This is a genomic window from Comamonas sp. SY3 (genome assembly GCF_041730275.1).
Classification (GTDB): Bacteria; Pseudomonadota; Gammaproteobacteria; order Burkholderiales; family Burkholderiaceae_C; genus Comamonas; species Comamonas sediminis.
Genome location: NZ_JBGTYN010000014.1, coordinates 54,879 through 78,693, shown reverse-complemented (window position 1 = coordinate 78,693; position 23,815 = coordinate 54,879). Strand labels below are relative to the sequence as shown.

General features: G+C 64.2%; 18 protein-coding genes. 14 read left to right on the top strand and 4 right to left on the bottom strand.

The genetic code is table 11. The annotated features are described in order from the left end of the window. Nucleotides 1–20: 20 nt before the first annotated feature. The 3 genes from ACCQ08_RS17110 to ACCQ08_RS17100 all read left to right on the top strand — a co-directional run bounded on the left by ACCQ08_RS17110 (nucleotide 21) and on the right by ACCQ08_RS17100 (nucleotide 3,344). Complete coding sequence (locus ACCQ08_RS17110) at nucleotides 21–1,169, top strand: BMP family ABC transporter substrate-binding protein (protein WP_239809069.1); 1,149 nt, start codon at nucleotides 21–23, stop codon at nucleotides 1,167–1,169. A 134-nt stretch (nucleotides 1,170–1,303) separates the two neighbouring features. Continuing rightward, the gene (locus ACCQ08_RS17105; RefSeq protein ID WP_373450478.1) at nucleotides 1,304–2,293 is read left to right on the top strand and encodes a Rieske 2Fe-2S domain-containing protein; all 990 of its coding nucleotides are present in this window, start codon (nucleotides 1,304–1,306) and stop codon (nucleotides 2,291–2,293) included. Nucleotide 2,294: 1 nt separating this feature from the next. Beyond that, a complete protein-coding gene (locus ACCQ08_RS17100) occupies nucleotides 2,295–3,344 on the top strand; it encodes an adenosine deaminase (RefSeq protein ID WP_312413413.1) in 1,050 nt (349 codons plus the stop codon). A gap of 50 nt (nucleotides 3,345–3,394) precedes the next feature. Here the strand turns inward: ACCQ08_RS17100 and ACCQ08_RS17095 are convergent, their stop codons facing one another. Continuing rightward, nucleotides 3,395–3,859, bottom strand: a complete 465-nt coding sequence (locus ACCQ08_RS17095) for an HIT family protein (protein ID WP_133857827.1) — start codon at nucleotides 3,857–3,859, stop codon at nucleotides 3,395–3,397. Nucleotides 3,860–4,140: 281 nt separating this feature from the next. Here ACCQ08_RS17095 and guaD point away from each other — a divergent pair, with 281 nt between their 5' ends. The 4 genes from guaD (at nucleotide 4,141) to ACCQ08_RS17075 (ending at nucleotide 8,848) form a co-directional block, all read left to right on the top strand. After that, nucleotides 4,141–5,442 (top strand): guanine deaminase, encoded by a 1,302-nt coding sequence (gene guaD, locus ACCQ08_RS17090; RefSeq protein WP_373450477.1) that lies wholly within the window; start codon nucleotides 4,141–4,143, stop codon nucleotides 5,440–5,442. Between the two features lie 103 nt (nucleotides 5,443–5,545). Beyond that, complete coding sequence (dcd, locus tag ACCQ08_RS17085; protein WP_239809065.1) at nucleotides 5,546–6,112, top strand: dCTP deaminase; 567 nt, start codon at nucleotides 5,546–5,548, stop codon at nucleotides 6,110–6,112. Nucleotides 6,113–6,335: 223 nt separating this feature from the next. Then, nucleotides 6,336–7,211: a neutral zinc metallopeptidase gene (locus ACCQ08_RS17080; RefSeq protein WP_373450476.1), complete on the top strand. Its 876-nt coding sequence runs from the start codon at nucleotides 6,336–6,338 to the stop codon at nucleotides 7,209–7,211. Nucleotides 7,212–7,396: 185 nt separating this feature from the next. Next, the gene (locus tag ACCQ08_RS17075; protein WP_373450475.1) at nucleotides 7,397–8,848 is read left to right on the top strand and encodes a DEAD/DEAH box helicase; all 1,452 of its coding nucleotides are present in this window, start codon (nucleotides 7,397–7,399) and stop codon (nucleotides 8,846–8,848) included. A gap of 165 nt (nucleotides 8,849–9,013) precedes the next feature. Here ACCQ08_RS17075 and ACCQ08_RS17070 read toward each other — a convergent pair whose 3' ends face one another. Then, nucleotides 9,014–9,856 carry a symmetrical bis(5'-nucleosyl)-tetraphosphatase gene (locus tag ACCQ08_RS17070; protein ID WP_312413426.1) on the bottom strand — a complete coding sequence of 281 codons (843 nt, stop codon included), beginning with the start codon at nucleotides 9,854–9,856 and terminating at the stop codon, nucleotides 9,014–9,016. A gap of 26 nt (nucleotides 9,857–9,882) precedes the next feature. Between ACCQ08_RS17070 and ACCQ08_RS17065 the strand changes: the two genes are divergently transcribed. The 5 genes from ACCQ08_RS17065 (at nucleotide 9,883) to ACCQ08_RS17045 (ending at nucleotide 19,302) form a co-directional block, all read left to right on the top strand. Continuing rightward, nucleotides 9,883–11,190 (top strand): hemolysin family protein, encoded by a 1,308-nt coding sequence (locus ACCQ08_RS17065; RefSeq protein WP_373450474.1) that lies wholly within the window; start codon nucleotides 9,883–9,885, stop codon nucleotides 11,188–11,190. A gap of 121 nt (nucleotides 11,191–11,311) precedes the next feature. Then, nucleotides 11,312–11,599 (top strand): H-NS histone family protein, encoded by a 288-nt coding sequence (locus ACCQ08_RS17060; protein WP_239809061.1) that lies wholly within the window; start codon nucleotides 11,312–11,314, stop codon nucleotides 11,597–11,599. Nucleotides 11,600–12,064: 465 nt separating this feature from the next. Continuing rightward, complete coding sequence (locus ACCQ08_RS17055) at nucleotides 12,065–14,989, top strand: aconitate hydratase (protein WP_373450473.1); 2,925 nt, start codon at nucleotides 12,065–12,067, stop codon at nucleotides 14,987–14,989. Between the two features lie 118 nt (nucleotides 14,990–15,107). Beyond that, a complete protein-coding gene (locus tag ACCQ08_RS17050) occupies nucleotides 15,108–18,005 on the top strand; it encodes a putative bifunctional diguanylate cyclase/phosphodiesterase (protein ID WP_373450472.1) in 2,898 nt (965 codons plus the stop codon). Between the two features lie 88 nt (nucleotides 18,006–18,093). Next, nucleotides 18,094–19,302 carry an FAD-dependent monooxygenase gene (locus tag ACCQ08_RS17045; protein ID WP_373450471.1) on the top strand — a complete coding sequence of 403 codons (1,209 nt, stop codon included), beginning with the start codon at nucleotides 18,094–18,096 and terminating at the stop codon, nucleotides 19,300–19,302. Nucleotides 19,303–19,313: 11 nt separating this feature from the next. On the opposite strand, the gene ACCQ08_RS17040 is transcribed toward ACCQ08_RS17045, so the two are convergent. After that, a complete protein-coding gene (locus tag ACCQ08_RS17040; RefSeq protein WP_312413440.1) occupies nucleotides 19,314–20,585 on the bottom strand; it encodes an MFS transporter in 1,272 nt (423 codons plus the stop codon). Between the two features lie 188 nt (nucleotides 20,586–20,773). Further along, the gene (gene kynA / locus ACCQ08_RS17035) at nucleotides 20,774–21,634 is read right to left on the bottom strand and encodes a tryptophan 2,3-dioxygenase (RefSeq protein ID WP_239809056.1); all 861 of its coding nucleotides are present in this window, start codon (nucleotides 21,632–21,634) and stop codon (nucleotides 20,774–20,776) included. A 107-nt stretch (nucleotides 21,635–21,741) separates the two neighbouring features. On the opposite strand from kynA, the gene ada reads away from it, so the two are divergent. Together ada and ACCQ08_RS17025 are read left to right on the top strand one after the other, a co-directional pair. Continuing rightward, complete coding sequence (gene ada, locus ACCQ08_RS17030; protein WP_373450470.1) at nucleotides 21,742–22,908, top strand: bifunctional DNA-binding transcriptional regulator/O6-methylguanine-DNA methyltransferase Ada; 1,167 nt, start codon at nucleotides 21,742–21,744, stop codon at nucleotides 22,906–22,908. Next, on the top strand, nucleotides 22,901–23,722 hold the full coding sequence (locus tag ACCQ08_RS17025; RefSeq protein ID WP_373450469.1) for a 2OG-Fe(II) oxygenase: 822 nt from the start codon (nucleotides 22,901–22,903) through the stop codon (nucleotides 23,720–23,722). Before ada ends, ACCQ08_RS17025 begins: the two co-directional genes overlap by 8 nt. Nucleotides 23,723–23,815 lie beyond the last annotated feature (93 nt).

Here is a 23,815-nt window from a genome sequence, read left to right as displayed (position 1 = left end):
CAACATTCGAGGACACACAGATGACTGATTTCCGTAAGCGTTCGCTGATCAAGGTCGCCGCGCTCTCCGCGCTGGCCGCTGCCGCCGTGGTGGGTTGCAGCAAGAAGGAGGAGGCGCCCGCGCCGGCGCCTGCTGCTGCCCCAGCGGCCGCTGCGCCTGCTGCCGAGCCCTTGAAGATTTCCTTTGCCTACGTCGGCCCGGTGGGCGACGGCGGCTGGACCTATGCGCATGACCAGGCGCGCAAGGCGCTGGAGAAGGAGTTTGGCGACAAGATCCAGACCAGCTTTGTCGAAAGTGTGCCCGAAGGTGCGGACGCCGAGCGAGTGTTGCGCGACATGGCCAGCCAGGGCAACAAGCTGGTGTTCGGCACCACCTTTGGCTACATGGATGTGATCCAGAAGCTGGCCCCCGAGTTTGCCGATGTGAAATGGGAGCATGCCACCGGCTACAAGGTGGCCGGCAATGTCAGCACCTATGACAGCCGCACCTACGAAGGTGCCTACCTGGCGGGCATCATCGCCGGCTCGATGACCAAGAGCAACACCCTGGGCGTGGTGGGCTCGGTGCCGATCCCCGAGGTGATCCGCAACATCAACAGCTTCACGCTGGGTGCGCAAAGCGTCAACCCCAAGATCAGCACCAAGGTGGTCTGGGTCAATGAATGGTTCAGCCCTCCGAAGGAAACCGAAGCGGCCACCAGCCTGATCAATGGTGGCGCGGACATTCTGTTCCAGAACACCGACTCGCCGGCCGTACTCAAGACTGCCGAAGAAAAGGGCAAGCGCGCCTTCGGCTGGGATTCGGACATGACGGCCTACGGCCCCAAGGCCCACCTGGGCTCGTCCATCATCAACTGGACGCCTTACTACATCGACACCACCCGCAGCGCCCTTGAAGGCAAGTGGACCAGCCGCCAGACCTGGTGGGGTGTGAAGGAAGGCACGATCGACCTGGTGTCCATCGCCGAAGACGTGCCCGCCGAAGCCAAGGCCAAGGTCGAAGAGGTCAAGAAGGGTCTGAAGGACGGTACGTTCAGCATCTGGAAGGGCCCCATCCTGGGCCAGGATGGCAAGGAAATCCTGGCTGCCGACAAGGTTGCCGATGACGAATTCCTCAAGGGCATCAGCTTCTACATCAAGGGTGTGGAAGGCCAGGTTCCTGGCAAGTGATGCGCGGGCACTGCGCCCGACGTTCGACGCCCGATCTAAACGCGAGTGGCACAGGTGTTTTTTATGCCAGTGCTAACATCGTGACCCAAGGCTGCCCCAGGGCAGCCTTGTCATTTATACAAAGAGATTCCCCGATGATCGAAGCCCAACAATGGCACCCCGTTGCCCTGTCTGATGCGGTGGTGAGCGCACCGCTGCCTGTGCGCCTGCTGGACCAGGAGCTGGTGCTGTGGCGCGATGCGCAAGGCCAGGTGCAGGCCTTTGTTGACCGCTGCCCGCACCGTGGCGCCCGCCTGTCGCTGGGCCGCGTGCAGGATGGCCAGCTGGAGTGTCCCTACCATGGCTGGCAATTTACGAGCGGCGGCCAGTGCGTGAAGGTGCCGGCAGTGCCCGCCTTTGTGCCACCCGCCAAGCACTGCGTCGCCTCTTATGGCGTGCAAGAGGCCCATGGCCTGGTGTGGGTGCAACTGGCGCCCGATGCGGACGGCCAGCCCGCGACGCCGTTGCCGGTGTTCGAGACCGAGGCCGATGACCGCCTGCGCAAGCTCAACTGCGGGCCCTACGATGTGGAGGCCAGCGCGCCCCGCATCATCGAGAACTTTCTGGACATGTCGCACTTCGGCTTTGTGCATGAGGGCTGGCTGGGCAGCCGCGATGCGACCGAGATGTCGCACTACGAGGTGGAAGCCACGGAGCGGGGCGTCAAGGCCACCGGCTGCAAGGCGATCCAGCCCCAGTCGAACCTGCATTCGACCAAGCCCGCCGAAGTGGACTACACCTACGAGGTGACCGCACCCTATACGGCGTTGCTGACCAAGGTGCCCGAGAGCGGATCGAGCAAGCAGGGCTGGCGCGAGGCGATTGGCCTGTTTGTCTGCCCGGTCACGCCGGAGCGCAGCCGCGTCTGGTTCCGCCTGGCGGTGGCTGATTTCGACAGCACCGATGCACAGCTGCAGCAGTTTCAGCATACGATCTTTACCCAGGACCAGCCTGTGCTGGAGTCCCAGATGCCCAAGCCGCTGCCACTCGATGCCAAGGCCGAGCTGAACTCACCGGCCGACCGCATGTCGGTGGCCTACCGCCGCTACCTCAAGGCCAGTGGCGTCACTTTTGGAGTGTGTTGAGATGTACACCGTCCCACAAATCGAGGCCGCGCGCCTGCCTGGCCTGTTGCGCGCCATGCCCAAGGCAGAACTGCACATGCATATCGAAGGCTCGCTCGAGCCTGAGCTGATTTTTGCGCTGGCCCAGCGCAATGGCGTGGCCTTGCCGTATGCCGATGTCGAAAGCCTGCGCGCAGCGTACGCCTTCACCAACCTGCAGAGCTTTCTCGACATCTACTACGCGGGCGCCAGTGTCTTGCTGACCGAGCAGGACTTCTACGACATGGCCATGGCCTACCTGGAGCGCGCGGTAGCCGACAATGTCGTGCACACCGAGATCTTCTTTGACCCGCAGACGCACACCGCCCGTGGCGTGGCGATGGCCGATGTGATCCAGGGCCTGCACAGGGCCTGCGTGGATGCGGAAAAACGCTGGGGCATCAGCTCGCAGCTGATCCTGAACTTTCTGCGCCACCTGAGCGAAGAAGAAGCGCTGCAAACGCTGGAAGAGGCGCTGCCTTACCGCGCCCACTTCAGCGGTGTGGGTCTGGACAGCAGCGAGGTCGGCAACCCGCCCGAGAAGTTTGCCCGCGTGTTCACCCGCTGCAAGGACCTGGGCCTGCGCCGCGTGGCCCATGCCGGTGAGGAGGGGCCACCTGCCTACATCTGGGGTGCGCTGGACCTGCTGCATGCCGAGCGGGTGGACCATGGCGTGCAAGCGGTGCACGATGCCGCACTGATGCAGCGCCTGCGCGACGCACGCATTCCGCTGACCGTCTGCCCGCTGTCCAACCAGAAGCTGCAGGTCTTCCCCGACCTGGCCGACCACAATATGCCGCAGCTGCTGGCTGCCGGCCTGGTGGCTACGGTCAATTCAGACGACCCCGCCTATTTTGGCGGCTATATCAACGAGAACTTCGTGCAGCTGTTTGCCGCTACCGGCATGGGTTCGGACGAGGCCTACCAGCTGGCCGCCAACAGCTTTGAGGCCAGCTTTGTGCCAGCCACCCGCAAGCAGGCCTGGCTGGGCCAGCTGCAGATGGCCTTTGCCGAGGCCGCCCGCCAGCGCTAAATGCAGCAAGGGCGCCATGAGGCGCCCTTGTTCTTGGGTGGGTGGTGGCTTTAAGCTGCCACGGGCACCGATTCCGACAGCATCGCATTGCGCAGCTGCAGCGCATAGCCTTCCAGCACCGCGCCACCGGGCTCCTTGCGCGGCCAGCTGAAGCTCACGCCATCGTCGGCATGGCGGGGTACCACATGCAGGTGGAAGTGTGCAACGGTCTGGCCGCCTTCCACACCGTTGGCCTGCAGCAACGTGAGGCCTGCGGGCTCGAAAGCAATCTTGGCAGCCAGCGCCACCTTGCGCGCGGTCTGCATCACAGCGGCCGATTCCTCGTCGGTGATCTCGAAGATATTGGCCGCATGGCGCTTGGTGGCCACCAGCACATGGCCGGGGTTGACCTGGCCCAGGTCCATGAAGGCAATCGTCAAGGCGTCTTCATACACCTTGGCCGAGGGAATTTCTCCTTGCACGATTCGGCAGAAAATGCAGACACCGGCAGGGGACGGATCAACAAAATGCGGCATGGGACGGGCTTCCTCCTTGCAATGGTGCAGCGGGCGCTGTCTTGGCAGCGCCGCAGACTGTTTTAACCAACAGGTAAAACAAACACTATAGACCGCAGGGATGACCTGCGCATGCGTCTGAGACTGGGGTTTTCCCTGGTTAACGATATGCGTACTGTCAGCGCAATGCCCGTGTTGCACGCCGCCCGAAGCTGGCGCGGCCAACAGCCCTGTATCTGCGCATAGAAACTATTGCTGAGCTTATATAACGGCAAGCCTTGGCAGCCGCTAAGCTTGGCGCCATGCATATTTACCGATCCGCCCTGTTGCGCTTTGCCGATGATGGCCAGGCGCTGTATGAAGAAGATGGCCTGCTGGCCGTGGCGCCGGGCGCCGATGGCCGCGAGCGCGTGCTGGCCGCAGGCAGCTGGCAGGCGCTGTCTGCCCCGCTGCTGGCCCAGGCCGGTGCCGAGGCCGTGGTGGAGCAGCTGCCGGGCCGCATCATCGCGCCGGGTTTTGTGGACATGCATATCCACTACCCGCAGACCGATGTGATCGGCTCGCCCGCCAGCGGCCTGCTGCCTTGGCTGAACGACTACACCTTTCCGCATGAGTCGCGCTTTGTCGATGCCGGTTATGCGGGCGAAGTCGCGCATTTCTTTGTCGATGAGCTGCTGCGCAACGGCGTGACCACCGCGCTGACCTTTGCCACCTCGCACCCGGCATCGGCCGATGCACTGTTTGCCGAAGCGCAAAAGCGCCAGATGCGTCTGATCACCGGCAAGGTGTTGCAGGACCGCCATTCGCCCGACGGCGTGCGCGATGAGACCGCGCAAAGCCTGATCGACACCGAGGCGCTGATCCGCCGCTGGCATGGCGTGGACCGCCTGGGTTATGCGATCACGCCGCGCTTTGCACCCACGAGCACCGATGCCCAGTTGCGCGGTGCCGGGGAGCTGGCTGCGCGCTATGGCGATGTCTGGATCCAGTCCCATGTGGCGGAGAACCTCGATGAGATGGCCTGGGTGCGCGAGCTCTTCCCCGACAGCCGCAGCTACCTGCAGGTCTATGCGGACCGGGGCCTGATGCGCGAGCGCGCCGTCTATGCGCATTGCATCCACCTCGACGACCGCGACCGCGCGCTGATGCACGAGACCGGCACAGCCGCTGCGGTCAGCCCGACCAGCAACCTGTTTCTGGCCAGCGGCTTTTTTGACTATGCCAAGGCCGACGCGGCGCAGATGCTGTACGGGCTGGCCAGCGATGTCGGCGGCGGCACGAGCTTCAGCCCCTTCCGCACCATGCTGGCTGCCTATTTTGTCGGCCGCGAGGGGCGCGACAAGCAGGGCCTGTCGCTGGCGCCCAGCCATCTGTGGTGGCAGCACACGGCCGGTGCTGCCAAGGCGCTGGGCCTGCCGGGCGTGGTCGGCAACCTGCAGCCCGGCTGCGAGGCAGACTTTGTCGTGCTCAACCCGCAGGCCACGCCGTTGATTGCCCGCAAGACGGCGCAAGCCGGCAACCTGGAGGAGCTGCTGTTCAGCCTGATCGTGCTGGGCGACGACCGCCTGATCGAGCGCAGCCATATTGCGCAGAAAGCCGGCTGATCCTGGTGCCGCATTGGTGGAGGGACAGGCCCCAGGGTGGCTGCACATGCCGCCCGCTGGGGCCATGCCTTTCGCTACAATGCCGCCTAGGAGTTATTCAGACATGAGCATTCAAAGCGACAAGTGGATTCGCCGCATGGCGGAACAGCACGGCATGATCGAGCCGTTCGAGCCGGGCCAGGTGCGCCAGGTCGATGGCAAGAAGATCATCAGCTATGGCACCTCCAGCTACGGCTACGACATCCGCTGCGCCCGAGAGTTCAAGGTCTTCACGAACATCCACAGCACCGTGGTCGACCCGAAGAACTTCGATGAAAAGAGCTTTGTCGATTTTGAAGGCGACCACTGCATCATCCCGCCCAACAGCTTTGCGCTGGCCCGGACCGTCGAGTACTTCCGCATTCCACGCGATGTGCTGACCGTCTGCCTGGGCAAGAGCACCTATGCGCGCTGCGGCATCATCGTCAATGTGACGCCCTTCGAGCCCGAGTGGGAAGGTTATGTGACCTTGGAGTTCTCCAACACCACGCCGCTGCCGGCCAAGATCTATGCGGGAGAGGGCTGCGCGCAGGTGTTGTTCCTGCGAGGGGACGAGCCTTGCGAGGTGAGCTATAAGGACCGCAATGGCAAGTACCAGGGCCAGCACGGCGTCACCCTTCCCAGGGCCTGATGACGCGCGCCCATGCCCAGAAGCCACTCCCCATCCGGAGTGGCTTTTTTACGCGGGCGCTGCAGTGCGGGCCAGGGCTTTGCAAATTTTCTTCAATGGCAGTGCCGGTCCGGGATTTTCTGCCAGATTGGGGGCCGGTCTTACGGACGGCACCCCGCCAAATGCGCTACTGTAGGCGGATCAATAACAGAGTCAGTGCCAGGGCACTGCGAGGAGAGCGACCATGAAATGGGAAGGCAACCGCGAATCGACCAATGTGGAAGACCAGCGCGGCAGTGGCGGTGGGGGCGGAGGTTTTGGCCTGGGCGGGCGCAGCATTGGTATCGGCACCGTCGTGCTGGCGCTGATCGGCTGGGGCGTGTTCGGCATCAACCCGCTCACCACCATTGGCGTGCTCTCCGGTGGCGGCTCGCCCGCGCCGACGCAGCAAGGCCCGGCCAAGGCACCACCTGCCAATGACCAGGGTGCCAAGTTCGTCTCCACAGTGCTCGCCTCGACCGAAGATGTCTGGAGCGACATCTTCACCAAGGGGGGCGCCCAGTACCGTGCGCCCCGTCTGGTGTTATTTACCGGCGTCACGCGCACCGCCTGCGGCACCGGCCAATCGGCGATGGGGCCGTTCTACTGCCCCGGCGACCAGAAGGTCTACCTGGACATGGATTTCTTCAACACCATGAGCCGCCAGCTGGGCGCGCCCGGTGAGTTTGCGCGCGCCTATGTGGTGGCCCATGAGGTCGGCCACCATGTGCAGAACCTGCTCGGCATCTCGGGCAAGGTCGATGCGATGCGCGGGCGCGTCAGCGAGCGTGAGCAGAACGCGCTGTCGGTGCGCCTGGAGCTGCAGGCTGACTGCTATGCCGGCATCTGGGCCAACCGTTCGCAGCAGGCCAAGAGCTGGCTGGAACAGGGCGATATCGAGTCGGCGGTGAATGCTGCGCAGCAAATCGGTGACGACAAGCTGCAGCGCGAGGCCACCGGCACCGTGCGCCCTGACAGCTTCACCCACGGCTCCAGCGCCCAGCGTGTGCGCTGGTTCACCCAGGGCTACAAGACCGGCAGCGTCCAGTCCTGCGATACCTTCCAGGCCGGTAGCCTCTGATGCGCCGGGCCCAGCCCGCAAAAACCGGGCTCGGCCCTTGCACCGCGATACCCGGAAATGCCTTGCCTGGCGCCCGCACTTACGCTGGTCTGCCAGGCTTTGCACTGCGGCTGAGCGAATCCGTAAGCCATGACAGGGTTAAACCAAGCGCCGATTTGTCTGCAGTGCGACAATAGGGGGCTTACATGACAAATTCTTTCTCCAACCTTCATCTGGCCGAGCCCCTGGCCAAAGCCATCTCCGAGATGGGCTACGCATCCATGACGCCCATTCAGGCACAGGCCATCCCTGTGGTCCTGACCGGCAAAGACGTCATGGGTGCCGCGCAAACTGGCACGGGCAAGACAGCTGCTTTCTCCCTGCCGCTGCTGCAGCGGATGATGGTGCACGAAAACAGCTCGGCATCGCCCGCGCGCCACCCGGTGCGTGCGCTGGTGCTGCTGCCCACGCGTGAGCTGGCCGACCAGGTCGCCCAGCAGATTGCCCAGTTCGCCAAGCACACCAAGCTGCGCAGCACCGTGGTGTTCGGTGGCATGGACATGAAGCCCCAGACGCTGGAGCTGAAAAAGGGCGTCGAAATCCTGGTGGCAACGCCCGGGCGTCTTCTGGACCATATCGAGGCCAAGAACGCGGTGCTCAACCAGGTCGAATATGTGGTGCTGGACGAAGCCGACCGCATGCTCGACATCGGTTTTCTGCCCGATCTGCAGCGCATCCTGTCCTACCTGCCCAAGAAACGCACCACCTTGCTGTTCTCGGCCACGTTCTCGCCCGAGATCAAGCGCCTGGCCAGCAGCTACCTGCAAGACCCGATCACGATCGAGGTGGCGCGCCCCAACGAAACCGCCTCTACCGTCGAGCAGCGTTTCTACGCCGCCTCCGATGACGACAAGCGCCGCGTGCTGACCAAGGTGCTGCGCGATCGCCAGATCCGCCAGGCCTTTGTGTTCGTCAACAGCAAGCTGGGCTGCTCGCGCCTGGCCCGCACCTTGGAGCGTGAAGGTCTGCGGGCGGCTGCGCTGCACGGCGACAAGAGCCAGGACGAGCGCCTCAAGGCCCTGGAGGCCTTCAAGCAGGGTGAAGTGGATCTGCTGGTCTGTACCGATGTGGCCGCGCGGGGTCTGGACATCAAGGATGTGCCTGCCGTCTTCAACTTTGATGTGCCCTTCAATGCGGAAGACTATGTGCACCGGATTGGCCGTACCGGCCGTGCGGGCGCATCGGGTCTGGCCGTCACCTTGGTCTCCCATGCGGATGCCCGGCATGTGTCGGACATCGAAAAGCTGATCAAGAAGAAGATCGACGTGGAGAACTTCGCGCTGGGCGAGCAGCCTCAGCGCGAGCGTTTCAACGATGGCAACCGCGAGCGCCGTGAGCGCGAAGCAGGCCGGGAGCGCGACAGCTCCCGCAGCCGCGACCGCCGTGCGCCCCGTGAGGACGAAGGCCAGGACCGCCGAGAGCGCTACCGCCCGGCACCGGTCTCGCGCGACCCCTTCTTTGACAAGCCTTACGAGCCCAAGGCGGCCGAACCTGCGGCCTGGGATGCGAATGCCAAGCCGGCACCGGCACGCGGCCCCGGCATCAAGCCGCGCCGCAAGGTGGCTGCGCTGTTCAAGCCCTCGCCTGCTTCTGAATAATCGCGATAACGTCGATGGACCAAGGCCTCAGCTGACCGCTGAGGCTTTTTTTTGAACCTTGTTGGCCATCGCTGCGCAGACGCGTCGGAGTGCGCAGCGGGGCGCCCCCTCGCATCCCATCGCGCAAAGACACTGTCGCGGCGCGAGGAGTCCGGCTTCAGGTTCTCAGCCCGGTTGCTGGGCCTGCTCGCAATCCACGTGGATCAGCTCGCGCTCAGCCAGGGTGTTGCCAAAGCGCACTGCGCTCAGGCAGCCCCCCCAGACGCAGCCGGTATCGAGCGCCAGCAGGTGGGGACGCTGCAGATCACCCAAGGTGGACCAGTGGCCAAAGGCGATGGTGGTGCCGGCGGTTGCGCGGCCGGGCAGGTCAAACCAGGCGGTCAGGCCCTCGGGTGCTTCTGCCAGGCTTTCGGTGCTGTCGAAGTCCAGGCTGCCATCGGCGTGGCAAAAGCGCATGCGGGTGAGCACGTTGGTAATCATCCGCAGGCGCTCCATGCCGCTCAGTTGCGGATCCCATTGCGCCGGGGTGTTGCCGTACATGGCTTGCAAAAAAAGGCTCAAGCCGTCGCTGCGCAGCACCGCTTCGACCTCGGCGGCATGGCGCAGGGTGGCGTCCAGATCCCAATGCTGGTGAACGCCGGCATGCACCATCAGCAGCCGTTCGCCGCCCAGCGTATGCGTGCGGGCCAACGGCTGCTGGCGCACCCATTCCAACAACTGCGCAGCATCCGGCGCCTGCAGCACGTCCAGCAAGGTATCGCGCCGGGAGAACTTGCGCCGGCCATCGGCAGCCGCCAGCAGGTGCAGGTCATGGTTGCCGAGAATGGCCTGGATGCTACCGTCCGCCGCGATGCAGCGCCGCAGCGTCTGGGCCGATTCCGGGCCCCGGTTGACCAGGTCGCCCAGCAGATACACGGTATCGCGGCTGGGAGAGAAATCGATTTTGGTCAGCAGACGGCCCAAAGCGCTATCGCAGCCTTGGATATCGCCGATACAGTAAAGTGACATGCTTGTTGAACTACCTGTGAACTATTTTGTTAGACGTACTCTTGATCGCGCTTTTGACCTTGTTGAATGGGGTCTTCGCCATGTCCGAGCTCGCGCTCGCCAGCAGCCGCAAGTCCCGTTTGCTGGCCATGGCCGAAAGTGGCGACAAGGGCGCCAAGGCGGCGCTGGATCTGCTCAGCAATCCTACCCAATTTCTTTCCTCGATTCAGGTCGGCATCACGTCGATCGGCATGCTCAACGGTATTTTTGGTGAGGCGGCCTTCAGCGACGGGCTGGCACAGTCGTTGATCACCTGGGGCATGCCGGCCTCGGTGGCATCGGTGGTGGCCACGACCACGGTGATCATCGTCATCACCTTCATGACCATTGTTTTTGGCGAACTGGTGCCCAAGCGCATTGGCCAGATGTACCCTGAGGCATCGTCGCGCATCATCGCGCTGCCGCTCACCTGGGTGTCGAAAATTGCCAAGCCCTTTGTGTGGCTGCTGGCCATCTCTGCGCAAGGCGTGCTCAAGCTGCTGCGCATCAAGGATGAGTCGGACCGTGCCGTGACCGAAGAGGAAATCGTCGCCAGTCTCGACGAGGGACGGGACGCCGGCGTGATCGAACGCCATGAGCACCAGATGGTGCAGAACGTGTTCCACCTCGATGACCGTCCGCTGATTTCGATGATGGTGCCCAGGGGCGATGTCGAATGGCTCGATGCCAATCTGACCGTGACCCAGGCCTTGCACGAGGTGCGCGCCTCCAGTGGCAAGGGCGCGCACTCGTGGTATCCGGTGTGCCGTGAGTCGCTGGACAACGTGGTCGGTCTGGTCAGCGTGGCACATCTGCTGGACGTCGCCGCCCCCCAGAACACCTTGATCGCCAAGGTGGCAGTTGCAGCCAGCTATGTGCCTGAAACCCTGAGCGGCTTTGAGCTGCTGGAGCAATTCCGCGCGCGCGCCGGCCGCATGATTTTCGTGGTCGACGAATACGGTGTCGTGCAGGGCATCATCACGCCGCGCGACCTGCTCGAAGCGATTACTGGCGAGCTCAAGCCGGGCGCTGCCAGCGAGGCCTGGGCGGTGCAGAACGACGATGGTTCCTGGTACCTGGATGGGCTGATGCCGGTGTCGGAATTGAAGGCGCGTCTGGAAATCAAGGAGCTGCCCGATGAGGACAAGGGCCGCTATAACACCCTGGCCGGGATGCTGATGGCGGAATCGGGCCATCTGCCGCCACTGGGCGAAAAGATTTATTGCGCTGGCTGGGTATTCGAAGTGCTGGCTCTGGAGGGCAAACGGGTCGACAAGGTAATCGCCCGGCCGGATCTCACGAGCATTGATTACTAGTCGTTACAAGTTTTTGGCACTAGGTTTACCATTCCTTTAAATAGAAAAATGTCGAGGCGCACTCGGTTATTGCGTTTTTAGGTATACTGCAAACGTTAACTGAATTGAATGGATATTAAACATGCCTACTTTGAAGGAAATCGATGCCCAACTGGCAGCCCTGCAACAACAGCGTGAAGAAGTTCGTCGCAACGAACTGAAGACCGCCGTCGACCAGGTGCGCAAGCTGGTGTCTGATTATGGCCTGACCGAACAGGATGTATTCCCTCCTGCCCGTGGCCGTTCGGCTTCCGCTGGCTCCAAAGTCGCTCCCAAGTACCGCGATCCTGCGACCGGTGCAACCTGGACGGGCCGCGGCAAGGCGCCCAAGTGGATTGAAGGCCAAGACCGTGATAAGTTCGCGATCTGAGCCGGGCGTCCTTCAAAGAAAACCTGCTTCGGCAGGTTTTTTTCGTTGCGGGGTCGACTAGTCAATCCGGTTTATAGAAATTCCTACATATCTTCTTAATTTCTCCTATTTTTGTGGAGAAGGATTGTCATCGACTATCTGTTAAGCTGCCGGTAAGTCTGGTGCGCTGCTAAATGTAATCAGTTGCCAATAGTGCCTTGCTATAATTGTATTTGTTAATCTATAGGCTTATAAATTTTCCGAACGATTTTGTAGATTCCGTGTGCAGCCTTGGCAGCGAATTGGCAGCTGCCGGTTCCCATGCATCGGTCCGCATGCGGCGCGGAGATTAATGGGAAACGGCCGTGCAACCCGGATCGCACACACGATCGCAGGGCTTAGCGATTGGATGACATATGTAGGACCTGACCCAGGAGTAGACTGTTCGCAGCGTTCAGTCTAATACCCCGCCAATCAGGAGCCACGATGAAATCAGGTGTTCATGAGCCAGCGCAGCATGCGTTCGCCTCGACCTTCAAATCCTTCTCGATCGCCTCGTCCAAGAAGTCCGGCAAGCCCAGCAAGGCCAAGTTCTATTCGCTGCCGGAGCTGAGCAAACAGTTCCCCAATGTCCAGCGCCTGCCGATGTCCCTGCGTATCGTGCTGGAGTCGGTTCTGCGCAATTGCGATGGCCAGCGCGTCCTGCCCGAGCATGTCGAGCAACTGGCCAACTGGAAACCCCAGTCGGAGCGCACCGAAGAGATTCCCTTTGTCGTCGCGCGCGTGGTGCTGCAGGACTTCACTGGCGTACCGCTGCTGGCCGACCTGGCAGCGATGCGCAGCACGGCCGAGCGCATGGGCAAGAATGCCAGCGCCATCGAGCCGCTGGTGCCCGTCGACCTGGTGGTGGACCACTCGATCATGGTCGACTATTACGGCAGCAAGAATGCGCTGGACCTGAACATGAAGCTGGAGTTCGAGCGCAACAACGAGCGCTACCAGTTCATGAAATGGGGCATGCAGGCTTTTGACACCTTTGGCGTGGTGCCACCCGGCTTTGGCATCGTCCACCAGGTCAACCTGGAATACCTGGCGCGGGGCGTCCACAAGGACCAGCGCGATGTTTACTACCCCGATTCACTGGTCGGCACCGACAGCCACACGACGATGATCAATGGCGTCGGCGTGGTCGCCTGGGGTGTTGGCGGTATCGAGGCCGAAGCGGCGATGCTGGGCCAGCCTGTGTACTTTCTGACGCCCGATGTCGTCGGTTTCGAGCTCTCTGGGACGCTGCGTGAAGGCGTGACCGCGACCGACCTGGTCCTCACGGTCACCGAGATGCTGCGCCGCGAGAAGGTGGTGGGCAAGTTTGTCGAGTTCTTTGGCGAAGGCACCCGCAGCCTCTCGGTTCCGGACCGCGCCACGATCGGCAATATGGCCCCGGAGTATGGCGCGACGATGGGTTTTTTCCCCGTCGACGACAAGACCATCGACTACTTCCAGGGAACGGGCCGCAGCAAGGCAGAGATTGCCGCGTTCGAGGCTTACTTCAAGGCCCAGGGCCTGTTTGGCGTTCCCCGGGCCGGTGACATCGACTATTCCCAGGTCGTGCGGCTGGACCTGGGCAGCGTCGCGCCCAGCCTGGCAGGGCCCAAGCGGCCCCAGGACCGTATCGAGATTGGCCATGTGGCCAGCACCTTCGATGCGCTGTTCAGCGCGCCGGTCACCCAGAACGGTTTCAACCTGCCGGCCCAGCAGCTCGACAGACCGGTGAAGGTGCATATCAACGGCACCGGCGAGACCGCTGCGCCCGCGACACAGCCCTTGCCCGCAGGCTCGCCACGGCATGCGCTGGAGATGGTGGAGAACAAGCCGGCAGTCGTCGACGAAGAGGCGCGCGTGCAGACCGCCGATGCCCATGCCGAGCGCATCGAGGGCCGCGATGTCGATCTGCACAATGGGGATGTGCTGATCGCCGCCATCACCAGCTGCACCAATACCTCCAACCCCAGCGTGATGCTGGCCGCAGGCCTGCTGGCCAAGAAAGCGGTCAAGGCAGGCCTGCGCGTGCAGTCGCATATCAAGACCTCGCTGGCCCCGGGATCGCGCCTGGTCACGCTGTATCTGACGGAATCTGGCCTGCTGCCGTACCTGGAGCAATTGGGCTTCAGCATTGCCGGTTATGGCTGCACCACCTGCATCGGCAACGCCGGAGATCTGCTGCCGGAATTCAACAGCGCCATCCAGCGCGAGGACCTGGTCTGTGCGGCCGTGCTGTCCGGTAACCGCAATTTCGAGGCGCGCATCCATCCCAATATCCGCGCCAACTTCCTGGCCAGCCCGCCGCTGGTCGTTGCCTATGCCATTGCCGGCAATGTGCGCAAGGATCTGATGACCGAGCCCGTCGGCCAGGGCAAGAACGGCCGCGATGTCTATCTGGGCGATATCTGGCCGTCGACAGACGAGGTGCAGGCCCTGATGAAGTTCGCGATGAACGGCAAGGCGTTCCGAGCCAACTACGAGAAGGTCAGCAGCGAGCCGGGCAAGCTCTGGGAGAAGATCCAGGGGGTAACCGGTGCGACCTATACCTGGCCGGAAAGTACGTATATCGCCGAGCCACCGTTCTTCAAGGATTTCTCCCTCGCCGCCCCTGAGCCAGGTGCGGAGCTGCGGGACAACGCGGTCCGCAAGGCAAGAGTGATGGCCTTATTTGGCGATTCGATCACCACGGACCATATCTCGCCGGCCGGGTCGATCAAGGAAACCTCGCCAGCGGGCCAGTGGCTGCTGGCCCATGGCGTCAAGAAGAGCGACTTCAACAGCTATGGCTCGCGCCGTGGCAACCATGAGGTGATGATGCGGGGCACGTTTGCGAACGTCCGCATCAAGAACCTGATGCTGGCCGCAAAGCCGGATGGCTCCCGGGAAGAGGGCGGCCTGACGCTGTACCAGAACCCGGGCGAGGAGCAAGGCACCCAGCTGTCGATTTACGATGCCGCCATGCGTTACATGGCAGCGGGTACACCGACCGTGGTGTTCGCCGGCGAAGAATATGGAACCGGCTCCAGCCGCGACTGGGCGGCTAAAGGCACCCAGTTGCTGGGCATCAAGGCCGTCGTGGCCCGCAGTTTTGAGCGTATCCACCGCGCCAACCTGGTGGGCATGGGGGTGCTGCCGCTGCAGTTCAAGCAGGGCGAAAGCTGGGAGACATTGAAGCTGCGCGGCGATGAGTTGATCGACATCGTGCCGCATCCGTCGCTGGCACCGCGCAGCAAGGCCAAGCTGGTGATCCAGCGTGCCGATGGAAGCGTTACCGAGGCAGAACTGGTGTTGCGTATTGACACGCCTATCGAGGTCGCTTACTACAGGGATGGCGGTATACTGCCCTTCGTTTTGCGCCAGCTTCTGTAAGAGTTGACCTACATGCGACCGAAACGGGCCTTGTTGATACGAGGCCCGTTTGCATTTGTTGACCGTTACTGGTCAAATAGATGGACGTTGGTTTACTTTTAATTACATTTAGCCCCATATGGCCCTCCCTTACACACCGTTGTCGCTTGGCCGGCGCATCCATGAGATCCACACCCGGATCGTCTGGTGCCTGCTGGCAGGTGGCGTGGTGTTGGCCGGATTGGTGGCCACGGATGCGCAGGGGGTGGGCTTTGTCCAGGCGCTGCAGACCTGGGTGCAGGTGCTGCTGCTGCTGGCAGCACTTGCCACATTGGGCTGGGGCGGGCGCCTGCTGCTGCAGGGCTCGGCCGCCAGTGCCTTCCTGGGCTGCCCGCTGTGGGTATGCAGTGCCGTGGTGCTGGGCGGCTTTGCGGTGGTGCTGGCGCTGCCGCTGCGCTGGTCGGAACCTGGCAGCCTCCCAGCCCTGTGGCTGGAGCTGGCAGTCAATATTCTTCTATCAATAAGCCTATTGATAGTCTCCATAGAACTGTCTTCATCTTCGCGGCGCCACCGTCCTGGCACGGCGCTAGGCGCCAGCCCTTGGCTGCGACTGCAAAGCCATCGCGCCGTGCTGACGGCGCTGGCGGCACTGGCGCTTGGAGCGGCCGTGGTGGCGCAGGGGCTGGTCGACCTCGAAGGCGTGCGCCGCTTCCTCGTTCCGCTGGCCATGCTGGTCTGCTGTGCCTGGGTTGCGATGCAGAGCCGCCATTTTGCGGGGCAGTCCGGCCGCTGGACGGTGCTGAGAATATCCGCAGCGCTGGCTGTGGGCGCGATGGCCATGCTGCTGGGCGCCGGCACCCGCTGGGCGCTGCTGGTGGAGCAGGCGGCCTGGAGCTATGCGCTGTCCGTGCTGGCGCTGGTGCTGATCATGGCGTCGTTGCGCCATAGCCTGGTCGACTGGGCCTCCAGCCATCCCGCACGCCTGCAGGGCGAAGAATGGCTGGAGCAGGCCCCCATTGGGGTGGTGCGGGTCGATGGCACAGGCGCCATCGTGCATGCCAACCGCACCCAGCTGGACTGGCTGGGCGTGCCCAGCCTGGTGGACCAGCCCTGGACCGAGGCACTGGCACCCAGCCTGCGCGGCCAGGCGCCTGACTGGCTTGCGCGCCTGCGCGCAGGCCAATCGCTCGCATTCGAGCAAAGCATTGAAACGCCCCAGGGTCTGCGCCACTTCCAGACCGATATTCTGGTCGCCCCGCAAGGCCGCGATGCCCATGCCTTCATGCTGCTGTCGCACGATGTGTCGATGCAAAAGCTGATGGTGGGCCGCGTGCAGGAGCAGCAGTCGCAGCTGGTGTCACTGGTCAGTGCCATCCCCGACCTGGTCGTGCTCAAGGGGGCGGATGGGCGCTTTCTGCACTGCAACCAGGCTTTCGAGCGCCTGGTGGGGCTGACCCATGCGCAAATCATTGGCCGCACCACGTCCGATCTGGGGCTGCAGGCGCGCATGCCATCGGACTGGGAGACGGACCTGCGCGCGCGCAATGCGAACACCCCGGTGGTCTATGAGGAAACCCTGCAGTTTGCCGACAATGGCTACCAGGGCCGTTTCGAAATCACCAAATCCGCCATCCGGGCAGCCAATGGCGAGGTCACCGGCCTGCTGTGCATTTCGCGCGATCTGGCCGAACGCAGCCGCGCCCGCAAGGAAATCGAGCGCCTTGAGTTCTTCGACGTGCTCACGGGTCTGCCCAACCGCCGTATGCTGATGGACCGGCTGGAATGGTCCATCATTGCCTGCCAGCAGCGCGGCACCTATGCAGCGCTGCTGTTCATCGATCTGGACAATTTCAAGGACCTCAACGATTCGCTGGGCCACCAAAAGGGTGACCGGCTGCTGTGCGAGGTGGGCAAGCGCCTGATTGCCAGCGTGCGCAGCGGCGATGTGGTCGCGCGCTTTGGTGGCGACGAGTTCGTGGTGCTGGTCGAGAACCTGGGCGCCGAGCGCGCGCAGGCCGAGGCCCATGTGCGCGCTGTGGTCGAACATGTGATCACCCGCTTCAAACAGCCGTTTGCGCTGGATGGCCAGTCCCACCACAGCACGCCCAGCATTGGCGTGACCGTGTTTGGCGACCATGAATCGCTGACGGTGCAGGAATTGCTCAAGCGCGCCGACCTGGCCATGTACGAGGCCAAGTCGGCCGGCCGCAACACCCAGCGTTTCTTTGACCCGCAGATGCAGGCCATTGTCAATGCGCGTGCCAATCTGGAAAATGACCTGCGCCAGGCCATCCATGACGGCGAACTGCAGGTGTACTACCAACCAGTGATGAACGGCAGCGGCAGCCTGGTGGGCGCCGAAGCCCTTGTGCGCTGGCGCCACCCGGCGCGTGGTCTGGTCATGCCGATCGAGTTCATCGACCTGGCCGAGCAGACCGGCCTGATCGTCGAGCTCGGCAACTTCGTGATGCGCACCGCCTGCCAGCAACTGGCGCTGTGGGCCGCGAGTGCCTCCACGCAGGGGCTGACGATGTCGGTCAATGTGAGTCCCCGGCAGTTCCACAACCAGGGTTTTGTCGACGAGGTGCTGGGCATCGTGGCGCAGACGGGGGCCAACGCCCGGCGGCTGAAGCTGGAGCTGACCGAGAACCTGCTGCTCGGCGACGTCAATGAAACGGTGAACCGCATGCGCCAGCTCAAGGAGCACGGCGTGGGCTTCTCGCTCGATGACTTTGGCGTGGGTTACTCATCTTTGGCCTACCTCAAGCGCCTGCCGCTGGACCAGCTGAAGATCGACCGCAGCTTTGTCAGCGATGTGCTGAGCGATGTCAGCGACGCGGTGATCGTGCGTACCATTCTGGCGCTGGCCCAGAGCCTGGAGCTCGAAGTGGTGGCCGAAGGCGTCGAGAACTCCGAGCAGGTGGATTTCCTCGTCAGCAATGGCTGCAAGCGCTTCCAGGGCTTTCACTTTGGCCGCCCGGTGCCGATTGGCGAGTTCGAGCGCCTGCACAGCTTCCCCAGCTGCCGTCCGGCTTGAGCCACACCATCGCCGGGTGCTGCAGCCAGGCACTGGGCTGTTGCGCTAGCGCACAAGCCGGCCCCTGCAATCTGGGCACAATGGCGGTATGCATGAACAGATTTTGATCGCCGGCGGCGGCATTGGCGGCATGGCCGCTGCGCTGGCCGCTGTCCGCGCGGGCACCGAGGTGCGGATGTTTGAGCGCGCTGCGCAGTTCAGCGAAGTGGGTGCCGGCGTGCAGCTGGGTCCCAATGTGGTGCGGCGCCTGCAGGCCTGGGGCCTGCAACGGCCCCTGCAAGCGGTGGCGGCGTTTCCGCAGGCCTTGGTCTCGCGCAATGCGATCAGTGGGCAGGAGCTGGCCCGGCTGGATCTGGGCGCGCAGGCAGTGGCGCGCTATGGCGCAGCCTATGCCACCGTTCACCGGGCTGATCTGCACCAGCTGCTGCTCGATGCGGTGCAGCCCCATGCAGATCTGCACCTCAACCTGGACCATGCGGTGGACTACCATGAGGACAATGGCCGGGTCGTCACCATCACCACCAAGCAGGGCAAGCAGATCGAAGGCGATGCGCTGGTGGGTGCCGACGGCATCTGGAGCCGCACGCGGCTGCGCCTGCTCCATGATGCGCCACCGCGCGTGACCGGCCACCTGGCTTACCGGGCACTGGTGCGCCAGGCAGACCTGCCGGCGGCCTTGCGCACCGAGGTAGTCACTGCCTGGATGGGGCCGCGCTTCCATGCGGTGCAGTACCCCGTGCGCGGTGGCGAGCTGCAGAACCTGGTCTTCATTGTCGAAGGCCCGGCACCCGATGACCTGGAGCACTGGGACCATGCCGCCAATGGCGCCGATCTGCAGCGCTGTCTGGCCGGTGCCCACCGCCAGCTGCTCAATCTGGTGGAGGCCGTGCATGCCGCAGGCGCTGCCTGGCGGCTATGGCCGCTGGCTGACCGGGCACCGGTCACCGGCCCCCATGAGATGGCGCAGGGCCTGGTCGCATTGCTGGGCGACGCCGCCCACCCGATGCGGCCCTACCTGGCCCAGGGTGCCGGCATGGCGATTGAAGATGCCGCCGAGCTGCAGCGCGCGTTGACCATGCACGACCTGGAGATGCCGCTGCGCCTGCGGCGCTATGCGCTCAACCGCTGGCAGCGCAATGCCCGGGTGCAGGCCCGTGCGATCCGCAATGGCGAGATTTTCCATGCGCGGGGCCTTGTCGCATTGGGGCGCGATACCGCATTGCGCGCGCTGGGCGCCAAGCTGATGGATGTGCCCTGGCTGTACCGGGGCGATGGGTCCTCGGCTTCGGTGCTGTAACCATTGGCTGGTTAAGGGCTGGCGGGGCTCTTTGGGGCCAGCAGCGGCGACTGGGGCAGAAAACGGAAGGCCAGGCAGCCGATCAGCAGCATGCCCGCGACAAACAGCATCACATACTGGTAGATCTCGCCGCCATGCCGCTGCGCATAAGACGCGACGATGCCCGAGAGCCACTGCATCAGCGCGACGCCCAGGAACATCGCCATCGTGTAGACCGATAGCGCGCGGCCCGTGGTTTCCCGGGGGTAGGAGGAGCGCACATCGGCATACTGCAGCACCGAGTAGCCCGAGGCCAGCCCCATGAACATGATCAGCGCGACGGTGGCTGCGGGATGGTGGACAAAGGCCAGCGCGCAGAAAGTACTGGCCATCACTGCGGCACCGGCGATGATGCGGCGCCGGCGGCGGGCCGGGCCCGGATCGAGCCGGCCAAAGACCGACGGCGTGAACAGCGAGATCATCGAGACGACCAGGGCCACATTGCCGGTCGCCACCAGCGAGAAGCCATAGCGGTCGATCAGCATCGGGCTGAGCCAGAGGCCCCGCACCGTCAGAAATGAGGCGTAGCCGACCATGCCCATGATGGCGATGGCCCAGGTGTGCGGCACCAGCAGCAGGCCGCCAAACCCCTTGACGGCTGTGAGCCAGCTGGGCTTGGGCAGGTCATCGCTGGGCAGGTGCGGCTCATGCACGCGCACAAAGATGGCGATCCAGGACAGCGCGCAAAGCACCGCCAGCAGGCCAAAGCCCCAGCGCCAGCCATAGTGCTGTACCAGCCAGGCCAGCGGCGTGCCGGTAAAGAGCAGGCCCAGACCGCCGACGCCCATGCCGACGCCGGACATGAAGGCAAAGCGGTCGCTGGGGAAATGGCGCGCGATGAACATGGTGCAGGCCAGAAAGGCTGGCGAACAGCCGATGCCGATCAGCAACTGGCCCAGCATCAGGCCGTGGTAACTGGGGGCCAACGCCGAGATCAGCGAGCCGGCAATCGCCAGCGGAAAGGCCGTCAGCACGGTCTTGCGCAGCCCATACAGGTCCATGCCCACGCCCATGAACAGCTGCGTCACCCCGAAGGACAAACCAAACAGCCCGGCAAACGCGCCCAGCGACTCGGCAGACAGCCCGAAATCGGTGCGCAGCCCGTCGGCAATGATGGAGGTGACGGTGCGGAAGGCCTGGCTCAGCGAGAAGGCCGACAGCAAGGTCAGCAGCATGGCCCAGAGCAACGTGGACGAGGACGCCGCAGGGCGCCCGGTGGGGGAGGGTGTAGGTGGGACCGGCATGGCTGAGAGTGCGGGCAACAAGCCGGGGCCAGAGGGGGCCGGCCCATGGTGTATGCGCGATCGGCCAGCAGGGGCGGGCGCGGCTTGTTACATGCGCTTGCCACTATAGAGGACTCTGGCCCCCTCTGCACGGCGCGCTGTCACTTGGAGCAACCCCTTGGCGGGTTGCTGTGGCTTGGAACAGGTGCTTAGAGGTTGGTGCGCAGGGTCCAGATCTCGGGGAAGAGCACCACATCGAGCATTTTCTTGAGGTAGCTGACGCCACCGGTGCCGCCGGTGCCGCGCTTGAAGCCGATCACGCGCTCGACGGTGGTCAGGTGGCGGAAGCGCCAGAGGCGGAAGGCATCCTCGATGTCGGCCAGCTTCTCGCCGAGCTGGTACAGGTCCCAGTACTGGTGCGGATCGCGGTAGACGGTGATCCAGGCCTGTTTGACGCCTTCGCTCTCCACATAAGGCTGGGTCCAGTCGCGCTGCAGCGCCTCGGCCGGCACGGCAATGCCTTCGCGCGCCAGCAGCTGCAACGCAATGTCGTACAGCGACGGCGATTCGTAAGCCGCCTGCACCTGGGCCAGCAGGTCGGCCCGGTGCGCATGGGGCTTGAGCATGGCGGCATTCTTGTTGCCCAGCGAGAACTCGATGCAGCGGTACTGCGCGCTCTGAAAGCCGCTGGAGTTGGCCAGGTAGGGCCGCATCGCCGAGTACTCGGGCGGCGTCATCGTCGACAGCACGGTCCAGGCATTGACCAGCTGCTCCATGATGCGCGAGACGCGCGCGAGCATCTTGAAGGCCTCGGGCTTGGTGTTGGCCTCGGGGTTGGCAATGGCCTGCATGGCCGCGCGCAGCTCGTGCAGCATCAGCTTCATCCACAGCTCGCTGGTCTGGTGCTGCACGATGAACAGCATCTCGTCGTGCGCGGGCGACAGCGGGTGCTGGGCGTTCAGGATCTCGTCCAGGTGCAGGTAGTCGCCATAGCTCATGTCTTTGCTGAAGTCGAGCTGGGCGCGCTCTTCATGCACAATGGATTCGGGCTTGCTGTTGGTGTCTCGCATGGTATGTGGGGCAGTGGAAGCGGCTTCAATTGCAGCGCAAGAATGGCACTGCGCAACAGGGCCGCAAGGCCTAAAGTGGCTGCATCGATTGTACTGAGGTGATCCGCATGAAACAGTCTGCCCCATCCACACCACGCTCCACGTCGGCTGCCCGCACGTCCAACGCCGCCACACTGGCTGCCCGTGCGCAGCAAACCCTGGCCGATCCGCGCTGGGCCGATGTGCAGGGCCGCCACGCTGCGGCCGACGGCCGCTTTGTCTATGCGGTGCGCAGCACCGGCATTTTTTGCCGGCCGTCCTGCAGCTCGCGGCTGGCCAAGCCCGAGAACGTCCGCTTTTTTGACACCGCCGCGCAGGCCCAGGCCGCTGGCTACCGCGCTTGCAAGCGCTGCCAGCCCGATAACCCCGCCAAGCCCAGCCATGCCGCGCTGGTGGCCCAGCTGTGCGGCTGGATCGCCACCGCCGAAGAAGAGCCCAGCCTGGCCGAGCTGGCCGAGCGCGCCGGCATGAGCCCCTTCCATCTGCAGCGTGTCTTCAAGGCGGCGGTCGGCGTATCGCCCAAGGCCTATGCCAAGGCACAGCGCCGGCAGCGCCTGCAGACCGCGCTGGGCGATGCGCAGGAGGCGCCCCGCGTCATCGATGCAATCTTTGATGCCGGCTTTGCCAGCACCGCGCAGCTGTACCGCGACAGCCAGGCGGTGCTGGGCATGACGCCGCGCCAGTACCGCACCGGCGGCGTGGCGCAGCAGATTCGTTTTGGCGTCGCCGAATGCAGCCTGGGCCCGATTCTGGTGGCTGCCACCGCACAGGGCATTTGCGCCATCTTGCTGGGCGACGATGCCGATGCGCTGGTGCAGGACCTGCAGCAGCGTTTTCCCAAGGCCCAGCTGGCTGGTGGCGATGCCGACTTTGAGCGCTGGATGGCGCAGGTCATCGGCTTTGTCGATGAGCCCACGCGCGGCCTGGCACTGCCGCTGGATGTGCGCGGCACTGCCTTCCAGCAGCAGGTCTGGCAGGCGCTGCGGCTGATTCCGGTGGGCAGCACCGTCAGCTACAGCGAGCTGGCGCGCAAGCTGGGCATGCCCCAGGCCAGCCGCGCCGTCGCTGGCGCCTGCGCGGCCAATGCGCTGGCCGTTGCCATCCCCTGCCACCGGGTGGTGCGCAACGATGGCGGCATCTCCGGCTACCGCTGGGGCGTGGAGCGCAAGCGCGCGCTGCTGCAGCACGAGGCCGAGCTGGCGCCCCAGGCCCCCCGGGTGTCCCGCCATGGTTAAGCGCCTGGCTTGTGCCGCGCAGGCCGCGTTGCCGCTGGAGGAAGCGGAGCCTGCGCCGCTGTTGCAGGCCGGCTCGGCACCAGCCGGTGCCGGTGGCGCAGATGTGCAGGCCGAGGCAGCCCTGCAGCGCTATGACTGGACTGCGGTGGGCCGCCAGCTGGACCGCCAAGGCTGGGGCCTGCTGCCGGGTTTGCTGGATGCGGCGCAGTGCCAGCAGATGGCCGCGATGTACGACGAGGCGGCGCATTTTCGCAGCCGCATCCAGATGCAGCGCCATGCCTTTGGCAGAGGTGAGTACCAGTACTTTGCCTACCCGCTGCCAGCGCTGCTGCAGGCCTTGCGCACGGCGCTCTACGCGCGGCTGCAGCCCGTGGCGGAGCACTGGCGCCAGCAGCTCGCATCGGCCACACCGCCCTGGCCTGCGCAGCATGCGGCCTTGCTCGCCCAGTGCCATGCAGCAGGCCAATGTCGGCCCACACCGCTGCTGCTGCGTTATGGCGCCGAGGATTACAACTGCCTGCACCAGGACCTGTATGGCGCGCTGGTGTTTCCGCTGCAGGTGATCGTGCTGCTGTCGCAGCCGGGCGAGGATTTTGACGGGGGCGAGCTGGTGCTGACCGAGCAACGCCCGCGCATGCAGTCGCGCGCGCAGGTGCTGCCGCTGCAGCGTGGCGATGCGGCCATCATCGCGGTGCGCGAGCGGCCGGTGCAGGGCACGCGCGGCAGCTACCGGGTGCAGCACCGGCACGGGGTGTCCACAGTGCTGCGCGGGCAGCGCCACACGCTGGGCATCGTGTTCCACGACGCGGAATAGCCGTAGCGCATGGAAACAGCTGTGACTGCATCGCCCGCCCTCCATCCCCTATAGTGGGGAACCGCGCCCGCCGCCGCCTTCCGCACGCCCTCC